The sequence below is a fragment of the Streptomyces sp. NEAU-sy36 genome (assembly GCF_013423905.1).
Lineage (GTDB): Bacteria > Actinomycetota > Actinomycetes > Streptomycetales > Streptomycetaceae > Streptomyces > Streptomyces misionensis.
Genome location: NZ_CP058977.1, coordinates 5,673,776 through 5,690,706 on the forward strand (window position 1 = coordinate 5,673,776; position 16,931 = coordinate 5,690,706).

Annotated in this window: 15 protein-coding genes; 6 read left to right on the forward strand and 9 right to left on the reverse strand. The window is 73.2% G+C overall.

Annotated elements, in window-relative coordinates:
• Positions 1 to 2 precede the first annotated feature (2 nt).
• Positions 3 to 155, reverse strand: coding sequence for a hypothetical protein (locus tag HZZ00_RS24780; RefSeq protein ID WP_180328530.1), 153 nt, complete (start codon positions 153 to 155; stop codon positions 3 to 5).
• Positions 152 to 2,824 carry an AAA family ATPase gene (locus HZZ00_RS24785; protein WP_180328531.1) on the reverse strand — a complete coding sequence of 891 codons (2,673 nt, stop codon included), beginning with the start codon at positions 2,822 to 2,824 and terminating at the stop codon, positions 152 to 154. The genes HZZ00_RS24780 and HZZ00_RS24785 overlap by 4 nt, the downstream gene beginning before the upstream one ends.
• 688 nt (positions 2,825 to 3,512) lie before the next feature.
• On the opposite strand from HZZ00_RS24785, the gene HZZ00_RS24790 reads away from it, so the two are divergent.
• Together HZZ00_RS24790 and HZZ00_RS24795 are read left to right on the forward strand one after the other, a co-directional pair.
• Complete coding sequence (locus tag HZZ00_RS24790) at positions 3,513 to 4,541, forward strand: hypothetical protein (RefSeq protein ID WP_180328532.1); 1,029 nt, start codon at positions 3,513 to 3,515, stop codon at positions 4,539 to 4,541.
• A gap of 170 nt (positions 4,542 to 4,711) precedes the next feature.
• Entirely contained in the window at positions 4,712 to 5,917 is a 1,206-nt protein-coding gene (locus HZZ00_RS24795) for a DUF2510 domain-containing protein (protein ID WP_180328533.1), read from the forward strand.
• 142 nt (positions 5,918 to 6,059) lie between these two features.
• Here HZZ00_RS24795 and HZZ00_RS24800 read toward each other — a convergent pair whose 3' ends face one another.
• Complete coding sequence (locus HZZ00_RS24800) at positions 6,060 to 6,674, reverse strand: TetR/AcrR family transcriptional regulator (RefSeq protein WP_180328534.1); 615 nt, start codon at positions 6,672 to 6,674, stop codon at positions 6,060 to 6,062.
• A 229-nt stretch (positions 6,675 to 6,903) separates the two neighbouring features.
• Between HZZ00_RS24800 and HZZ00_RS24805 the strand changes: the two genes are divergently transcribed.
• Positions 6,904 to 7,704 (forward strand): phosphatase PAP2 family protein, encoded by an 801-nt coding sequence (locus HZZ00_RS24805; RefSeq protein ID WP_180328535.1) that lies wholly within the window; start codon positions 6,904 to 6,906, stop codon positions 7,702 to 7,704.
• Positions 7,701 to 8,690: a hypothetical protein gene (locus HZZ00_RS24810; protein WP_180328536.1), complete on the forward strand. Its 990-nt coding sequence runs from the start codon at positions 7,701 to 7,703 to the stop codon at positions 8,688 to 8,690. Before HZZ00_RS24805 ends, HZZ00_RS24810 begins: the two co-directional genes overlap by 4 nt.
• 87 nt (positions 8,691 to 8,777) lie before the next feature.
• On the opposite strand, the gene HZZ00_RS24815 is transcribed toward HZZ00_RS24810, so the two are convergent.
• The 3 genes from HZZ00_RS24815 to HZZ00_RS24825 form a co-directional block, all read right to left on the reverse strand.
• Complete coding sequence (locus HZZ00_RS24815) at positions 8,778 to 9,626, reverse strand: phospholipid scramblase-related protein (protein ID WP_180328537.1); 849 nt, start codon at positions 9,624 to 9,626, stop codon at positions 8,778 to 8,780.
• A 66-nt stretch (positions 9,627 to 9,692) separates the two neighbouring features.
• The gene (locus HZZ00_RS24820) at positions 9,693 to 11,741 is read right to left on the reverse strand and encodes a phosphocholine-specific phospholipase C (RefSeq protein WP_180328538.1); all 2,049 of its coding nucleotides are present in this window, start codon (positions 11,739 to 11,741) and stop codon (positions 9,693 to 9,695) included.
• A gap of 144 nt (positions 11,742 to 11,885) precedes the next feature.
• Complete coding sequence (locus tag HZZ00_RS24825) at positions 11,886 to 12,557, reverse strand: hypothetical protein (protein WP_180328539.1); 672 nt, start codon at positions 12,555 to 12,557, stop codon at positions 11,886 to 11,888.
• 257 nt (positions 12,558 to 12,814) lie between these two features.
• Between HZZ00_RS24825 and HZZ00_RS24830 the strand changes: the two genes are divergently transcribed.
• Together HZZ00_RS24830 and HZZ00_RS24835 are read left to right on the forward strand one after the other, a co-directional pair.
• Positions 12,815 to 13,471: a helix-turn-helix transcriptional regulator gene (locus tag HZZ00_RS24830; RefSeq protein ID WP_180328540.1), complete on the forward strand. Its 657-nt coding sequence runs from the start codon at positions 12,815 to 12,817 to the stop codon at positions 13,469 to 13,471.
• Positions 13,472 to 13,621: 150 nt separating this feature from the next.
• Positions 13,622 to 13,852, forward strand: coding sequence for a hypothetical protein (locus HZZ00_RS24835; RefSeq protein WP_180328541.1), 231 nt, complete (start codon positions 13,622 to 13,624; stop codon positions 13,850 to 13,852).
• Positions 13,853 to 13,945: 93 nt separating this feature from the next.
• Here HZZ00_RS24835 and HZZ00_RS24840 read toward each other — a convergent pair whose 3' ends face one another.
• The 3 genes from HZZ00_RS24840 to HZZ00_RS24850 form a co-directional block, all read right to left on the reverse strand.
• Positions 13,946 to 14,626, reverse strand: coding sequence for a 4'-phosphopantetheinyl transferase (locus HZZ00_RS24840; protein ID WP_180328542.1), 681 nt, complete (start codon positions 14,624 to 14,626; stop codon positions 13,946 to 13,948).
• Complete coding sequence (locus HZZ00_RS24845) at positions 14,574 to 15,476, reverse strand: metallophosphoesterase (protein ID WP_180328543.1); 903 nt, start codon at positions 15,474 to 15,476, stop codon at positions 14,574 to 14,576. Before HZZ00_RS24845 ends, HZZ00_RS24840 begins: the two co-directional genes overlap by 53 nt.
• 82 nt (positions 15,477 to 15,558) lie before the next feature.
• A complete protein-coding gene (locus tag HZZ00_RS24850; RefSeq protein WP_180328544.1) occupies positions 15,559 to 16,896 on the reverse strand; it encodes a 6-phospho-beta-glucosidase in 1,338 nt (445 codons plus the stop codon).
• Positions 16,897 to 16,931 lie beyond the last annotated feature (35 nt).

A 16,931-nucleotide genomic window follows, 5' to 3' on the forward strand; every position in this document is an offset into this window, starting at 1 on the left:
TCCTACGCCGCCACCTGGTCACGGCCGGCGGCGAGCGGCGGTACGACGTTCACCGGGGCGGACGGCGCACCGCCGGACGTCGCCGAGGGGCGGGTGCGGCTGGTGTCCGCGCGGGCGCGCTGCACGCCGTGGGGCCTGCGCCCGTCATCCGTCACCCGAGCCCTCCCGCCGCCAGCGCCTCGCTCGCCTGCGCCACCAGCCCGTCGGCCCCGCAGGAGCGGGCGAGGTCGAGGCCGCGGCGCAGATCGGCGGCGGAGCGGGCGAGGATGCCGTGTTCGATGCGGGCGGCCGCGTGTTCGTACTGAGAGGGCGAGGCCTCCAGGTAGGTGACGGCGCGAGCGGCCAGCTGGGCCGCCCGGCAGCCGGTTTCGAGGGCGGCCGCGCAGCGCAGGGCCTCGCCGATGGCGGTGTCGGTGCCGAACCGCTCGGCCTGCCGGCGGGCGTCGGCGGCGAGCCGGGCGGCGCGGCCCGGGTCCTGTCCGGCGAGGGCCTTGGCGAGGTCGATCGACCACGGTGCGAGCACGGGGTTGTGGCCGCCCCGGGAGACGGCGGTCTTCTCGGCTGCCTCCAGCTCGTTGATCCCCTCCTCGGTGCGGCCGACGGCGAGGAGCAGCCGGCCGCGCACACAGCGCACGTCCGGCAGGACGATGGTGGAGGGGTAGGGCGGGGCGAAGCCGTACTGCTCGGCGACCGACCAGGCCTCCGCCACCCGGCCGCGGGCGAGCAGGGTGTCGACCAGTCCGCAGGTGGCCGACCAGTGCAACGGCAGACGGCGGCCGACGCGTTCGGCGAGCACGAGGGCCTCGCGCAGATGCTCCTCGGCGTCCTTGAGGCGGCCCTGTCTGCGGTAGGCGAGCCCCAGATAGGCGTTGGCCAGGGAGAGGTGGCCGCCGTGCCAGCCGGCGCCGGTGTAGACGCGCAGCGCCTCGGCGAAGAGGCTTTCGGCGCGGTCGAGCCGGTCGGTGTAGACGTAGGCGCTGCCGAGCATCATCAGCAGCTCGATGCCCCATTCCCGGTCGGTCCAGCCGAGTCCGGGCGCGAGCCGGCCGTTGACGAGGGCCCGGTCGCACAGTTCGAGGATCTCGGCGGCGCTCTCGCCGTGGGTCATGGCGTCGAAGCCGCGCAGGATCAGCAGGGCGCGCTCGGTATTGTCGCGGCCGGTGCAGGTGCCGGCGAGTTCGGCGAGGCTGCGGGAGCGGGCCGGGGCGACGGTCTCGCCGTGGATGCCCTCCCACATGTACTGGAAGGCCTGCAACCGCATGCGGACCGGGCCCGCCTCGTGCCGGGCGGCCTCGGCCTCGATGGTGCGGACGGCCTCTTCGAGCTGGTCGTTGTGGAGCAGGGCCTGGGACAGCCGGACCACGGCGTCGACGCGGTCGCGGCCGTCGAGTCCGCGCATGCCGAGGGCGCTGCGCAGATGGCCGATGGTGACGGCGGGCGCGGTGAGCAGCGTGGCGCAGCCCAGTTCGTACAGGACGTGGGCGTGGATCTCGGGCCGGGGCGGTTCCTGAAGGGCGCGTTCGAGGCAACGGCGGGCCGCGTCGGGCGCGCCGACGGCGAGGTGTTCGCGGGCGGCCTCGCGGAGCTGTTCGACCAGTTCCTCGTCGTCGTCCGGGTGGACCTCCAGGAGGTGCCGGGCCGCCTCGGCGGCGCCGCGGCCCATCTCGGTGACGATGTCGGCGGCGGCGCCGTGCATGGCGGTGCACACGGCCGGCGGGATGGAGTCGTAGACGGCGGAGGCGATCAGCGGGTGCACGAACTCCAGGTCGCCGCCGCGGTGTTCGCCCGCCGGGTCGGGAACGGTGAGGATGCGGGCCGCGCACAGCAGGTCGGCGCAGTGCCGGGCGGTGTCCTCGCCCATGGTGGCGAGGCGGGCGACCGACTCCAGGGTGATGCCGGTGCCGAGGATCGCGGCGGCCCAGGCGAACTGGGTGGCTTCCAGGCCGAGTTCCTTGATCCGGTCGACCAGTCCGCCGCCGCGCCCGGCGTGGTTCAGGGCGCGCAGTTCGGCGGCGCGCGCCTCCACCGGCGGCAGTTCGCTGTCCTGGACCTTGGCGAGGAGTTCGACGGTGTCGTAGGGGTTGCCCGCGGTGACGGCCCAGACCTCTCGGCAGAACGCGTCGTCGGCGTGCCGGCCGAGGGTGGCGCGGGTGAGTCCGGCCGCGGCGTCCGGGGTGAGGGCGCGCAGGTTGGTGACGGAGCGGCCCGCGGCGGCGACCGTGTCGAGGTGGCGGGCGCTGTCCCCGCGGACCTCGCCGGGCCTGCGGGCGACCACCACGAGGACGGACAGGTCGTCGAGGCGTTCGGCGAACGCGGCGAGCCAGCGCAGGGTCTCCTGGTCGGCCCAGTGCGCGTCGTCGATGAGCAGCACGAGCGGGTATTCGCGGCGGGCGAGCCGGCGCACGGCGGCGACGAGGCCGTCGCACACGTACTGCGGATCGGCGCTCTCCTCCTGCGGTTCGGTTATGCCGAGGGCGGGCCCTGCGATGTCGTACCAGTCGCCGAGGTACTCGCGGGCCTCCTCGGGCAGCAGGGACAGCAGGGCGGGTTGCAGTAACTGCCGTACGACGTTGAAGGGTACGGATCTCAGGGTCTCGGCGCCGCGGGCGTACCACACGGTGCACTTGCGGCTCTCGGCGATGCGGCGGGTCTCGGCCAGCAGCGCGGTCTTGCCGAGCCCCGCCTCGCCGCGGAAGACCAGCAGGCTGCCCGCGGATTCCCGGTCGGCGCGCAGCTCGTCGATGGCCCGTGCGACGGTGGCGAGCTCCGCCTCCCGCTCCCACAGGGAAGCCGCGGCGGCCGCCGACGGCCGTCCCTCCGTCATCCCGTTACCTCCCCAGGTCGCCCGAATGACGTACAGACCCCGAGCGTAGCCGTCCGGTGGGACATGTGGTGGCGGCTCGGGGCAGCTGTTGCCCCGCCGGGTGAAAGTGCGGGCGCGCAGGCGACGCGGGTCCGCTCCGAACAGGGTCGTCGGCGGACGGGGCGTCAACAGTGACCGGGACCGGACGGATTCCGGACAATCGCGCGCCGGGTCGGGGGCCCGGGGTGCGGGCCGTGGCGGCGGGGCCGGTGGGCAGCTTTGTCGAGTGGTACGCGTTCGCCGTCCACGGCTTCCTTGGCGACCGCGCTCGCCGAGCGTTTCCCCACCGCGGCGGGCGGCGGCGCGGCCGAGGGACCGGTGCGCACGTACGGCCGAGCGTGCCGGGCTCGGCGAGACCGGGCCGGGGCGGCCCAGGCGTCGTCGGGCAAGGCGTAGTGGAACCGGACGGCGTGCTGACGCCCCGCGTGTTCCCTCAGTTCGGCCGGCATGACGCCATGCTGCCAGTCGGCGGGGTGCACTCCTGCTCCCGACCTGTCCACGAGGCGGTCCGAGGAGGACGGCGCCATCGGCGAGGGGGCAGCGATCGGGTTCAAACGGCTGATCACCGTCCGGGCTTGACTCTGACGCTGCTGGAGGCTTGACGATCGCGCCGTAGGCGACACGCGGATTCTCATCGGAGGCGCAGGACATGCGAGGCAAGGGCATCCACTACGACACCGGCACCTTCCCCAACGGCGATACCTCCCGTCCCCTCTTCGACCCTGACGTCGTCGCGCGGGACATGCGGATCATCGCCGAAGATCTGCACTGCACCGCGATCCGTGTCACGGGCGGCGACCCGGACCGGATCGAGACCACCGCGCGGCATGCGGCCGCCGCCGGGCTGGAGGTCTGGTTCTCGCCCTTCCCCTGCGAGATGACCGACGAACAGATGCTGCCGTACTTCGCCGACTGCGCCGAACGAGCCGAACGCCTGCGCCGTGACGGCGCCGACGTCGTCCTTGTCACCGGCTGCGAACTGAGCCTGTTCGCCCGCGGCTACCTGCCCGGCGACACCTTCGACGAGCGCATCCCGGTCCTGGCCGGCCCCGATCGCGAAGCCGCGCTGCGGCCCGTCCCCGACAAGGTCAACGCCTTCCTCGGCGACGTCGTCCGCACCGTGCGCCCTCTCTTCGCCGGCCCGGTCAGCTACGCCTCGTGCCCCCTGGACGGCGTGGACTGGAGCCCGTTCGACATCGTCGGCCTGGATGCCTTCCGGAGTCTGCGCAACGCCGCCACCTACCGCGACGACCTGCGCAAGGAGTTCACCCACGGCAAGCCGGTGGCCATCATGGAAGTCGGCTGCTGCACCTTCCGCGGGGCGGGCGACTACGGCGGCTCGGGCTGGTACGTGGCCATGGAACCGGACGGTGTCACCCCCAAGCCGCACCTGGTGCGTGACGAGAGCGAGCAGGTCCGCTATCTGGACGAGCTCATGCCCGTGTTCGAGGACGAAGGCGTCGACTCCGTCTTCTGGTTCAGCTTCGCCGGCTACGGCACTCCCCACCGTCTGTCCGGACCCGACCCCGACCTCGCCTCCTACGGCATCGTCAAGATCCTCGACGAGCACAGCGGCTACCCCGCGGACGCGCGTACGTACCCGGGCATGCCCTGGGAACCCAAGGAGGCGTTCCACGCCCTGGCGAACCACTACCAGGCCCGCGAGCAGCACGGCTGAAGGCCGGAAGAGACGCTCCGGCCGCATTGGCCGACAAGAAGCCGGGGCACCTCCTGTCATGGTGTGCGGCGCCGTCGGCCGAAGATTTCATGGGCGAAATATCCCGAGTCGATCGGATTGGCGGCAGATCCTCTCATCCCACTTTCACCGTTGCCTCATACGGTGGGCCCATGACGCAGGTGACTCCTCCCGGGTGGTACTCCGACCCCGGGCAGACGCAGGACGGTCCGCCCACCGAGCGCTGGTGGGACGGCGCGGCCTGGACGGACCGGATCCGCCCCGCCGGCACGGCCGCCACGTGGGGTCCCCCGGCCGCGACGCCGACGGCGGGCGGGCCCGGGGCGGTTTCGGACCAGGCGGCTCCCGCGGGTCCGGCGTCGCCGGCCGGTGAGGCCCCGGACGTCGACGCGGCTCCGGGGTCCACGCCGCAGGCGCCCGCCGGCCAGGCGCCTCAGGCGTTCCCCGGCGCGCCCGTGCCGCCCGCCGGCCCGGCCTACGGTTCCCCCTCCGTTCCGCAGCCTTCGCAGGGCGCCCCCGCCTACCAGGGCTATCCGCCCTACTCCGGTTACCCCGCCTACCCGGCCCCGCCGCCGCCTCCCGCCCGGCGGGGGCTGCGGACCGGGATAGCCGTCGCGGCGGCGGTCGTGGTGCTGGCCAGCATCGGGGTCGGCGTGTACGCGCTGACGAACGACGGCGGCGGTGACCGCGCGAGTTCCCAGCACCATCCGGTGGGCGGTCCGGAGGACGGACCGGGAGGCTCCGGCGGTTCGGGCGGCGGCCAGGACGGGCCCGGCGGACCCGGTGACGACCAGCCGTCGCCGGGACACTCCCCCGCGCCCAGGATCAAGGGCGGCGGTACGGTGCCGGACGCGATCGACGGCATCAGCCTGCCGGTGCCGAAGGGCTGGACCGGGGAGACGATCAGCGTCGGCGCGCAGGTGACCTCGGACGACTCCTACAAGTGCCCGGGCAACAGCTCCGACACCTGCACGGCGGGCGGTGCCTACACCGCGCCCGCCGTGGCGCTGGGCACCGAGGGGAACACCCCGGAGGAGGTCGCGAAGGCGGACATCGCGGCCAACGCGAAGGAGTCGTACGGCGGCGCCAGCTACGGCGGCATCACCTCGCACCGGGTGCTGGCCTCCCAGGCGGTCACGGTGGCCGGGCAGAAGGGCTATCTGGTGCGCTGGAAGGCCGTCACCAGCAAGGGCGCCGACGGCCTGGTCGAGTCGGTCGCCTTCCCCTCGCCGAACGACGCCCGGCAGATGGTGGTCGTGCGCTTCGGCATCGACGTCGGCCAGGACGATTCGGTCATCGACGAGATCCTCAAGGGGATCACGGTCTCCTCCGGCGGCGGGAGCGGCCAGAGCGTCTGACGCCCCGAAGCGGTCGGCCGGGCGGGCTCCCCCTCCGCTCAAGGGGAAACCCGCCCGGCCGGGGGGTGCGCGCCGCCCCCGTCCCCACGGTGCGGCGCGGACAGGCCGCCGTTCAGTCATCCCGTGAACGGCGGCCTGGGTCTCAGTTCAGTCCGAGTGCGGGCAGCACGGTGGCCTCCACGAACCGGACGAGGTACTCGGCGTCGGCGTACTGTCCGCTGAGCACCGGACGGATGCGCAGCACGCCGAACATCATGGCGGGGACGAACTCCAGCGCGGGATGGTCCGCGCGGATCTCACCGCGCGCCACGCCCCGGTCGATCATCTGCTGGATCGAGGCGATCTCCGGGTACACCAGCGCCTCGCGCAGCGCCTGCGCCAGTTCGTGGTCCTGGGAGACGGCGGGCCCGAGGGCCTGGAGCAGCTTGGTGTCCTTGCGGGACCAGTCACCTGCAGCCCGCGCGGTCTGGCGCAGGTCCTCGGCGAGCGATCCGGTGTCGATGCCGGCGAAGCGCACCCGCCGGTTGGCGCGCAGCGCGGCGGCCACGAACTGGGGCTTGTTGCGCCACTGCCGGTAGAGCGTGGACTTGCTGCACCGGGTGCTGGCGGCGACGCCCTCCATGGTGACGGACTCGTAGCCGCACTCGCGGATCTGTTCCAGCACGGCGTCGAAGAACTCCCGCTCACGCTCCGGCGTGATCTTGGAGCGGCGCGAGGCGACGACCGACTCCGGTCCCTCCGCGGCCTGCGACGTCATGCGCTGCTTCCCCTCACTCGTGTCGGGCGCTGCGATGCCCGGTTTCCAGTGTGTCGCACTTCAATCGATACGCAAGTGTACCGGTACTCCATCGTATCGGTACACTTCCGTATCGGTACATCAGCGTATCGGTACGGAGGCGTACCGGACGTTCGCGCACCGTACCGCGGGGAGTCGCCGCAGGCGGCTCGCCACGACAGACAACGACCGTCAGTGAAGGGGCCGGGGGATGACCGCGCTCACCGAGCCTGCCGAGGCAGAAACGGAGTCCGACGCAGCCGCGCGTCCGGGACTCATACGCGAGTTCCTGCTCGTCGCCGGGCTCTTCCTCGTCTACAAGCTCGGCCGGCAGCTGGCCACCGGCCACACCGCCGCCGCCTTCCACAACGCCCACCGCGTCTGGGGCGTCGAGCGGACCCTGCACCTGCCCCACGAGACCGCCGTGCAGTCGGTGCTGCTGGACCGGGGCACCCTGGTCCACCTGGCCAACACCTACTACGCGACCGTCCACTTCCCGGCCACGGTCGCCTTCCTGGTCTGGCTCTACGTCAAGCGGCCCGCGCACTACGTCTGGGCCCGCCGGGTCCTCGCCGTGGTCACCGCGGCCGCCCTGGTATTGCCCTTCACGTTTCCGCTGGCCCCGCCGCGCATGCTGACCGGCACCGGTCTGGTGGACACCGCCCGGATCTACGGTCCCTCCGTGTACGGCCCGCCGGCCGACGACCACCTGTCCAACCAATTCGCCGCGATGCCCTCGCTGCACTTCGGCTGGGCGCTGATGGTGGCGATCGGACTGATCGCGGCCACCCGCTCGCGCTGGCGCTGGCTGTGGCTGCTGCACCCGCTGCTGACCCTGCTGGTGATCGTGGGCACGGCCAACCACTACTGGCTGGACGCGCTCGCCGCGACCGCCATGCTGGGCGTCGCCCTCGCGCTGATCCACCCGCCGCGGCGGACCACCACCATGGCGGGCCGCGGCACCGGCCCGCTCGTCCCGCGCCAACGGGTCCTGGCGGGAGCGGGCCGATGAGCGCCGCCGCGACAGCCGCCGTGGCGCTGTCCCTGGTCTCGGCCGTGGCGTACGCGCTCGCCGCCGTCGCCCAGGAACGGCTCGCCGCCCGCAGCGCGGGCTCCGGACTGCTCCGGCTGCTGGGCACCGGCGCGTGGTGGTCCGCGGTGGGCCTGAACGCGGGTGCCGCCCTGCTGCACGTCGTCGCCCTCAAGTACGGTCCGCTGACCGTGGTGCAGCCGCTCGGCGCGCTCACCCTGGTCGCGGCCGTGCCGCTCGGCGCACGGGCGGCCGGGCGGCGGGTCAGCGCGGTGGAGTGGCGCGGTACGGCGCTGACGCTGGCCGGTCTCGGCGCGCTGCTGGTCACCGCCTCGGGTCCGGCGCCCTCCCGGGTGCTCAGCCTGCCGGCGGCACTCGCCGTCGCCGGTGCGACGGCCGCGCTGGTCGGCGCCCTGTCCTGGCCCGGCGCCCGGCCCGGGCTGCGGCACGCCACCGCGTCCGGCCTCGCCTCGGGCGTCGCCTCCGCACTGACCCAGACCGTGACCGTCGCGGCCACCGACCGCTCGGGACCGGTGCTGAGCACCGAGGTGATCGTGGTGGCGGTGCTCGTCGCGGCGTTCGCCGTCGGCGGGCTGCTGCTGTCGCAGACCGCCTACCGCGGCGGGCTCGGCGCCCCGCTGGCCGTGGTCACCCTGGCCAATCCGGTGGCCGCCGCGCTGATCGGGCTCACCCTGCTCGGACAGGGCCTCGCGGGCGGCGCCGCCGGCGTGCTGCTGGCGCTGGCCGGGGCGGGGCTGGCCGCCCGGGGCGTGGTGCTGCTCACCCGGGCCACCCCCGAGCGGACGGCGGACCCGGACCATCCGGTGGCCGCGGTACTCGCGCTGGAGCCGGACACGGCGGCGGCCGAACCGGCCCTGCGCAGACGGCCGCCCGCACAGCGGGAACGGCCGGGACGGCGGCGGCAGCCGGACCAACCGGAACAGCCGGGGCACCTCACCGCCCTGTGAACGACCGCGCACACGTCGGCGGCCGGTGCTCGCGCACCGGCCGCCGTGACCGTGTTCGGTGTCGCGCGCTCCCCGTACGGGTCGCGCTCAGTTCCAGCCCCGCGAGTCCTGCTTGAGCGCGGTGTCGACGGTCAGGGCCGTCGCCACCACCAGGCTCAGCAGCGGCTCGGGCAACTGGTAGTGGATCTGCAGGACGTAGTTGTCCGCGGTGGTGAACAGCGTCTTGGCGAGGCCTTCCCAGGTCTTGGTGATCCGGGCCACCTCGTTGTCCGCGTGGTCGACGATCGCGAAGTTCCACGCGCGCCAGTTCTCCGCCTTGATCGCGCCGACCTGCCGGCCGTCCGCGTTCATCGCGAAGTTGATCTTCCCGATCATGTTCTGCTGGACGATCTCACCGACCGGCGAGCCGTCCGGCCGGGTCACGATCACCCGGGACTTGAAGAACTTCGCGGGCCGGGTCAGCACCAGCTGGGGCTGGCCGTGGGCGTCGCGGATCTCCAGCTTGTGGGTCATGAACTGGTCGAGGCTGGAGACGAAGCGCAGGATCTTCTTCAGCACGCCCTGACCGATCTCGGTGACCGAGCCGATCTCCCGGCCGTGCTGGTCCATGACCTTGTACTCGTTGGTCACCTCGATCAGCTTGGCCTTCTGGTTCACCACCAGCACGGGCTCGGTGAACAGGGTGCCGCCGCCGGCGGCGTTCGACACGACCCCGGCCTGCTGCTGCACCTGGCGCTGCACCCGGGGGTCGGCGGCCTGCTGCTGCGGGAACTGGGCGGCGGCCTGCTGCGGTACGGCCTGCTGGCCCTGCGGCGCCTGCTGCGCCTGGTTGTTCGTGTGCTCGGTCCACTGCGTGCCGTCCCAGTAGCGGAGCGTCTGGGGCGCCCCGTGCGGGTCCGGGTACCAGCCGGCGGGAGTGTTCGATTGCGTGGTCACCGGGGCACACTACCCTGATGTGACCGGTACCTGACCAGCCCGCACGGAGCGGTGTTCATCGCCCGTTCACCGCGTCGCGATGGCCGGGTCGCTGACGCCGGGCCGCCCGTTCTCGACGTGACCGGCGAAGCCGCGCACGAACGCCGGGTCGTCCGCCGAGGTCACTGTCAGGTCGTACCAGCGGTGACCGCGGGCGAGGTCCACGGTGTGCCGCACGGTGGCGCCCGGCCGCACGGTCACCGCCGCCGGGGCGCCGCCGTAGCCGTCGGTGATCCGCAGCCGGGCCGCGCCGGAGCCCTGGTTGGTGAGGACCAGTTCGACGCGCTCGCCGGTGTACCGTGCGGTCGCCTCCGGGCCCGCGCTCCTGTTGCGGCCCTTGAAGACGCGCAGGAAGCCGTTGGGGCCGTGCACGGCGAGGTCGTAGACGCCGCCCGAGTAGGCCGAGTCCCAGGTGTCGGACAGGGTCTTGCCGGCCTCGGTGGTGTAGGTCCAGGGGCCGTCGCCGCGGTTGCCGGAGGTGACGAGGAAGACCGCGCCCGCGTGCGCGCCCGAGGCGAAGGTGAGGGTGAACGTGCCGGCCCCGGTGTCCGCCGAACCGTCCACCACGGGGGCGTACTTCAGCGGGCGGGTGGGCCTGCTGCCGCGCTCCTGGCGGGGCAGCGAGGGGTTCGCGGGCGGCTTGGGCACGTAGTCGGGGTGCCGGTCCGTGTCCGGCGGCCGGTAGCCGGCCGTGGACGGCAGCCGGACGGCCCCGGCGTCCTTGCGGGAGAAGTCGAAGGCGCTGGTGAGGTCGCCGCACACGGCGCGCCGCCAGGGCGAGATGTTGGGCTCGCGCACCCCGAAGCGGCGCTCGATGAAGCGGATGATCGAGGTGTGGTCGAACGTCTCGGAGCAGACGTAACCGCCCTTGCTCCAGGGCGATACGACGATCATCGGGACCCGCTGGCCGAGCCCGTAGGGGCCGGCCGCGTACCCGGCGCCGCCCTGGTACACGTCGAGCGAGGTGTCCACCGTGGACTTGCCCTGCGCCCCGGAGGCGGCCGGGAAGGGCGGCAGCACGTGGTCGAAGAAGCCGTCGTTCTCGTCGTAGGTGAGGAACAGCGCCGTCTTCCCCCACACCTCGGGGTTCGAGGTGAGCGCGTCCAGCACCTGGGAGACGTACCAGGCGCCGTAGTTGGCGGGCCAGTTGGGGTGCTCGGTGAAGGCCTCGGGCGCCACGATCCAGGAGACCTGCGGGAGCTTGCCGGCCCGCACGTCCGCCCTGAGCCGGTCGAAGAAGCCCTCGCCCTGCCGGGCGTCGGTCCCGGTGCGGGCCTTGTCGTACAGCGGATCGCCGGGCCGGGCGTCGCGGTACTGGTCGAAGTAGAGCAGGGAGTTGTCGCCGTAGTTGCCCCGGTAGGCGTCCTCGATCCAGCCCCAGCCGCCGTTCGCGTCCAGGCCGTCGCCGATGTCCTGGTAGATCTTCCAGGAGATCCCGGCCTTCTCCAGGCGCTCGGGGTACGTGGTCCAGCCGTAGCCCTTCTCGTCGTTGCCGAGCACCGGGCCGCCGCCTTGGCCGTCGTTGCCGACGTACCCGGTCCACATGTAGTAGCGGTTGGGGTCGGTGGAGCCCATGAACGAGCAGTGGTAGGCGTCGCAGACGGTGAAGGCGTCCGCGAGGGCGTAGTGGAACGGGATGTCCTCGCGGGTCAGGTGCGCCATGGTGGTGGTGCCCTTGGCCGGAACCCACTTGTCGTACTTACCGCCGTTGAAGGCGGCGTGGGTGTCGGGCCAGCCGTGCGGCAGGTCCTGGATGAAGGCGAGCCCCAGGTCGTCCGCGTCCGGGTGGAAGGGCAGGACGTCCTTGGTGCCGTCGGACTGCTGCCAGACCGAACGGCCCTGCTGGCTCACCGCCCGCGGGTCCCCGAAGCCCCGCACCCCCCTGAGCGAACCGAAGTAGTGATCGAAGGAACGGTTCTCCTGCATCAGGACGACGATGTGCTCGACATCCTCCAGGGACCCGGTGCGGTGGTGGGCGGGCAGGGCGGCCGCGCGCTGGATGCTGCTGGACAGCGCGGTGAACGCCGTGGTGGCGCCCGCTATCTGGAGGAAGCGCCGCCGGTTGACTTGGGGCATGGGTGTGGGGGTCCTCTCGTCCTGACGTCTGGCGTCGCGCAGAGCGAAGGTGCGCGGAGCGAGTGTTCCAAGAGCGGCGAACGTCAGGGAAGGGTGGGGTGACACCGAGGTGAAAGTCCCGCGGCCGTGTGCCGCCGGCGGCCGTCAGTTCCCGGGCGGCGGGACCACCGTCAGATGCGCGGGGGTGGCACGGGACCTGCGCGGGCGGCGCACCGGGGCGGGGGCCCGGCGACTGTCCCGCGGTACCAGCGTCAGCCTGCGGAAGCCCAGTTCGCTCAGGGTCTGCGGGGTCTCCTCCACGATGCGGCACTCGGTGGGGCCCCGGCGCGGATCGGGGTGGAAGAGGAGCCGTACGGCCCCGTCGAGCCGGGTCCCGCGCTCGCCGACCGCCCGGATCCAGTGCGGCAGCCCCTGCCGGTAGGCCGCCTCCATGAGCGGGTCCTGGGCGATGTCCCGCCGCACGGCCTGGAGTTCGGGATCGTGGCCGTACGCCTCCATGGCGCCCTTGAGCTGCGCGAGCATCGGCAGGCACCAGCCCGCCTCGTGGTCGCCGAGGACGCGCCCGGCGTCCGGGTGGAAGAGCACGAACCGCAGGAAGTTGTCCTCCGGCATGGCGGTGGGATGCGGGCGCATTCCGCCGAAGAGCACGCCGAAGGCGGCGTTGGCCAGCACGACGTCCCAGCGGTGGTCCACCACCAGGGACGGGAACGTGACGGTGTCCAGCAGTGCGCCGTAGTCCTGTAGGTAGGTCTGGGTCTCGGAGGTCTCGGGGACGGGCCGCGGCGCCGGCCGCTTCCCTCCTGCCTGATGTGCCATCGGGAGGTCACCCCTCTTGCCTCTGCGGCCTTCACGCGGCGATGCGATCCTGCTTCCCCACGAGAGGTGATGTCAACTATCGTGGCATTCCACGCCGGTTGACGGCTGAAATTCGCCACAGTTGTGGCGACACCTGGATGTGGGTTCGGGGCACCGGCTAATCTCCGGGAGGTTCACGGCGATCGCCGGACCCGGTACCGAGCATGCGGGATGCACGGACGCACCTGTTGCCCTTGAGAGACGTAGGAGTTCTGTCGGTGACGGATGGCTACGAGGATCCGGGCGCCGCGGCGACCGCCCAGCTGCCGGCCGTCGTCGCCCGCGTCACCGCGCTCGCCGAGCGGCTCGGGGTGGCCCAGGCCGAGGTCTTCGACGTCGCGCGGCTCTCGGTCGCCTGCGGGGTGCCGGAGCCGGTGGTCAAGGCCCTGCTCAGCGGCCGCCCGGCCGGCGAACCCGACGTCCAGGCGCGGTTCCTCCAGCGCCTGGGCCTGCTGCGGCGCACCCGGCTGAAGCCCAACGGCCGCAGATACACCCAGCAGGAGATCGCCGACGGCGCGGGCATGTCCCGGCAGCAGGCCGGCGCCCTGATCAACGGCGACCGGCGGCCCACCATGGAGCACTGCGACGCGTTGCAGCGGTTCTTCCGGGTGCACGCCGGTTTCCTGACCGCGGAGGACCCGGAGGCGCTGGCGGGCGCGTTGCAGCGCACCGAGCAGGAGCTGCTGCAGAAGCTGGCCGACCGGGAGCGGGCCGCGGCCGAGGCCGCCCAGGATCCGCTGGAGCGGCTGCTGCAGGACCACGGGGTGCGCGGAATCGCCTGGCGGGCCGCGCAGTTGCCCACCGACCAGCACCGGGACAAGGTCGCGGAATGGCTGGACATGCTGCTGGAGAGCGTGAAGCGGCCCGATTCCTGACGGGCACTCGGGCACTCGGGCGGGGCGCAGGGTGCGCTTTCGCCCCATTGTCAGTGGTGGACGGCAAGCTGGTCGAGTGCGCCGTACGACCCGCGGCGCGCGGCGCCGCAGGGCGCGTGACCGTGACGCCTATCCGGGGAGAGCCGACCGATGCCCACCGCCGTACTGACCGACCACGAGCGCACCGCCGTCCAGGCCTATCTGCGGCTGCTGCACACGGTGCGCGCCGCCTTCGACGGACCGCCCGAGGGGGCGCCGCCCGCCGTCGTGCCGCCCGGCGTGCTCGCCGAGGCGGAGACGGCCCTCGCGGGGGCCGGTCTCGCGGGCAACGAGGCGGAGTTCTTCCGGCTGCTCAGCGAGTGGTGTCCGCCGGCCTCCTGAGGACCGCCCGCCCGGCCGTCGTCGGCACCCGGCCACGGCGACGACGGCCGGGGCGCCTCAGGCGTGAGCACGGCGACGGCGGCCGGGCGGCCCTCAGGCGTGGGGCACGACGACCGTGGTGGCCACGAGGTGGTCGCGCACGGTCCAGCGGCCGTCGAACACCTGGAGCCGGCGGTCGCCCACCCGGGGCCCGGGGACGAGGAGTTCGGCGTACAGGGTGCCGTGCGATGCGCCGTCCGCGGCCGGGGTCAGGGTGATGTCCGCCTCGGAGAAGTCCAGCCATTCACGGGTGAGCGGGAACCATGCCTTGTACACCGACTCCTTGGCGCTGAACAGGATGCGGTCCCAGTGCACGGCCGGCCGTCGCCCGGCGAGCCGTTCCAGGCGGGCCGTCTCGGCGGGCAGGAAGACGGAGGGTCCCACGCCCTCCGGCAGCGGTCCGTGCGGTTCGGCGTCGATGCCGAGGGAGGCCAGGTCGGTGGCGCGGACCAGCGCGGCGGCGCAGTAGCCGTCGCAGTGCGTCATGCTGCCGACGATGCCGGCCGGCCACTGCGGGGCGCCGCGCTCGCCGCTGACCACGGGCCGCGCCGGGATGCCGAGCTTCTCCATGGCGCGCCGGGCGCAGCCGCGCACGGCGGCGAACTCGCGGCGCCGCTTGGCCACGGCGCGGGCGACGAGCACCGCCTCCTCCGGGTAGAGGGGGGCCTCCCACAGCGGGTCGTCACGGTGCGCCTCCACGGCCACGACCGACTCCGGGAGCAGCTCCTCGATCACCGGTCTCGTCCTCCATCGGCAGGATGCGGCGCGGTTTTCCCGGGGCCGTCGGGCGCTTGCGCCATTCACGGGGGTAGCCCACGGAGACCTCGGTGAAGCGGACTCCGTCGTGCCAGGTGGTGCGGGGGATGTGCAGATGGCCGTAGACCATGGTGGCGACGCGGAAGCGTCGGTGCCAGTCGGCGGTCAGGGTGGTGCCGCACCACATGGCGAACTCGGGGTGCCACAGCACCTCGGTGGGGTGCCGGTCCAGGGGGTAGTGGTTGGCCAGCACGGTCGGCAGGCCGGCCGGCAGCGCGGCGAGTCTCTCCTCGGTCCGCGCGACCCGGTCCCGGCACCACGCCTCCCGGGTCGGGTACGGGTCCGGGTGCAGCAGGTACTCGTCGTTGCAGACGATGCCGGTGGACTCCGCGTAGGCCAGGCCCTCGGCCTTGGTGGCGCAGCCGGCGGGCAGGAAGGAGTAGTCGTAGCCGAGGAACAACGGGGCGACCACGGCCGGGCCGCCGGCGCCGTGCCACACCGGGTAGGGGTCCTCGGGGGTGACGACGCCGAGTTCCCGGCAGACGTCGACCAGGTGCTCGTAGCGGGCGACACCGCGCAGGGTCACGGTGTCCTTCGGGTGGGTCCACAGGTCGTGGTTGCCGGGCGCCCACAGCACCTTGCGGAAGCGGCCGGCGAGAGTGGCGAGGGTCCAGCGGATGTCCTCGACGGTCTCGGCGATGTCGCCCGCGACGATCAGCCAGTCCTCCTCGCCGCCCCGCAACTCCTCGACCAAGCGGCGGTTCTCCGGGTAGGAGATGTGCAGATCACTGATGGCCAGCAACTGACCGGGACCGGCCGTCGGCTCCACCCCGTGTCCCCTTCCGATCAGCGAGTCGTCCGCTCCACAAGAACACAATTGCGGGCGGCGTTCAAGGGCCCCCCGCCCGCGCCTACCTGAGGTAGGCGAGTCCCGGATGGGCGGCGATGTAGCCGTCCGCGAGCCGGCGGGCCACGTTCACGGAGTCGACCAGGGGGTGCAGGGCGAAGGCCTTGACCGCCGTGGCCCGGGAGGCGGACTCGGCGGCGGCGAGGACCTCCCGTTCCACCGCCTTGACCGCGCAGACCAGGCCCGTCGCATGGGCGGGCAGCGGGGCGGCGGCCAGCGGGTGGGCGCCGCCCGAGTCCACCAGACAGGGCACCTCGACGACGGCGTCGGCGTCGAGGGCGGACAAGGTGCCGTCGTTGCGGACGTTGAGGATCAGGGTGGTGCGTTCGTCGCGGGCGATGGCCCGCATCAGGGCGAGGGCCACCTTCTCGTAGCCGCCGGAGAGGTCCTCCTCCTCGCGCTCGCCCGCGCCCGCGCTCTCGCGGTTCTCGGCCATGTACGTCGCCTCGCGCTCGGCGCGGGTGCGGTCCCACGCCGCCAGCGCGGAGACGTCCGGGCGCCCGGCGGCTTCGTAGAAGCGGGCCTGCTGGTCGCGCAGGAAGGCGCCCCGGGTCCGCTCGGTCTCCTGGTACGCGCCCACGGTCTCGCGGTTGAAGTAGTAGTAGTGCAGGTACTCGTTGGGGATCGCGCCCAGCGAGCGCAGCCAGTCGGGGCCGAAGAGCCTGCCCTCCTCGAAGGAGCCGAGCAGCGCGGGATCGGCCAGCAGCCGCGGGAGCTGGTCGCGCCCGCCGACGCGCAGCCCGCGCACCCAGCCGAGGTGGTTGAGGCCGACGTAGTCCACGAAGGCCTCGCGCGGATCGGCGCCGAGGACGCGGGCGATGCGGCGGCCGAGGCCGACCGGCGAGTCGCAGATGCCGATGACGCGCCCGCCCAGGTGCCGGGACATGGCCTCGGTGACCAGCCCCGCCGGATTGGTGAAGTTGATGACCCAGGCGTCGGGCGCGAGCCGGGCCACCCGGCGGGCGATGTCGTCGGCGACGGGCACCGTGCGCAGGCCGTAGGCGATGCCGCCCGCACCGACCGTCTCCTGGCCGAGGACGCCCTCGGCGAGCGCGATCCGCTCGTCGGCCGCCCGCCCCTCCAGGCCGCCGACCCGGATCGCGGAGAAGACGAAGTCGGCGCCGCGCAGCGCCTCGTCGAGGTCGGTGGTGACGGTCACCCGGGGCGCGTCGGGGATGCCGGCGGCCTGTTCCTGAAGTACCCGGGAGACCGCGTGCAGCCGACGGTCGTCCAGGTCGTGCAGGACGACCTCGGTGACCCGCCCCTCGCCACGGTCGGTCAGCAGCGCGCCGTGGACCAGCGGGACGCGGAACCCGCCACCGCCCAGAATCGTCAGCCTCACGTCCTACGCACCTCTTTCGAGTCCGCCACGCCTGT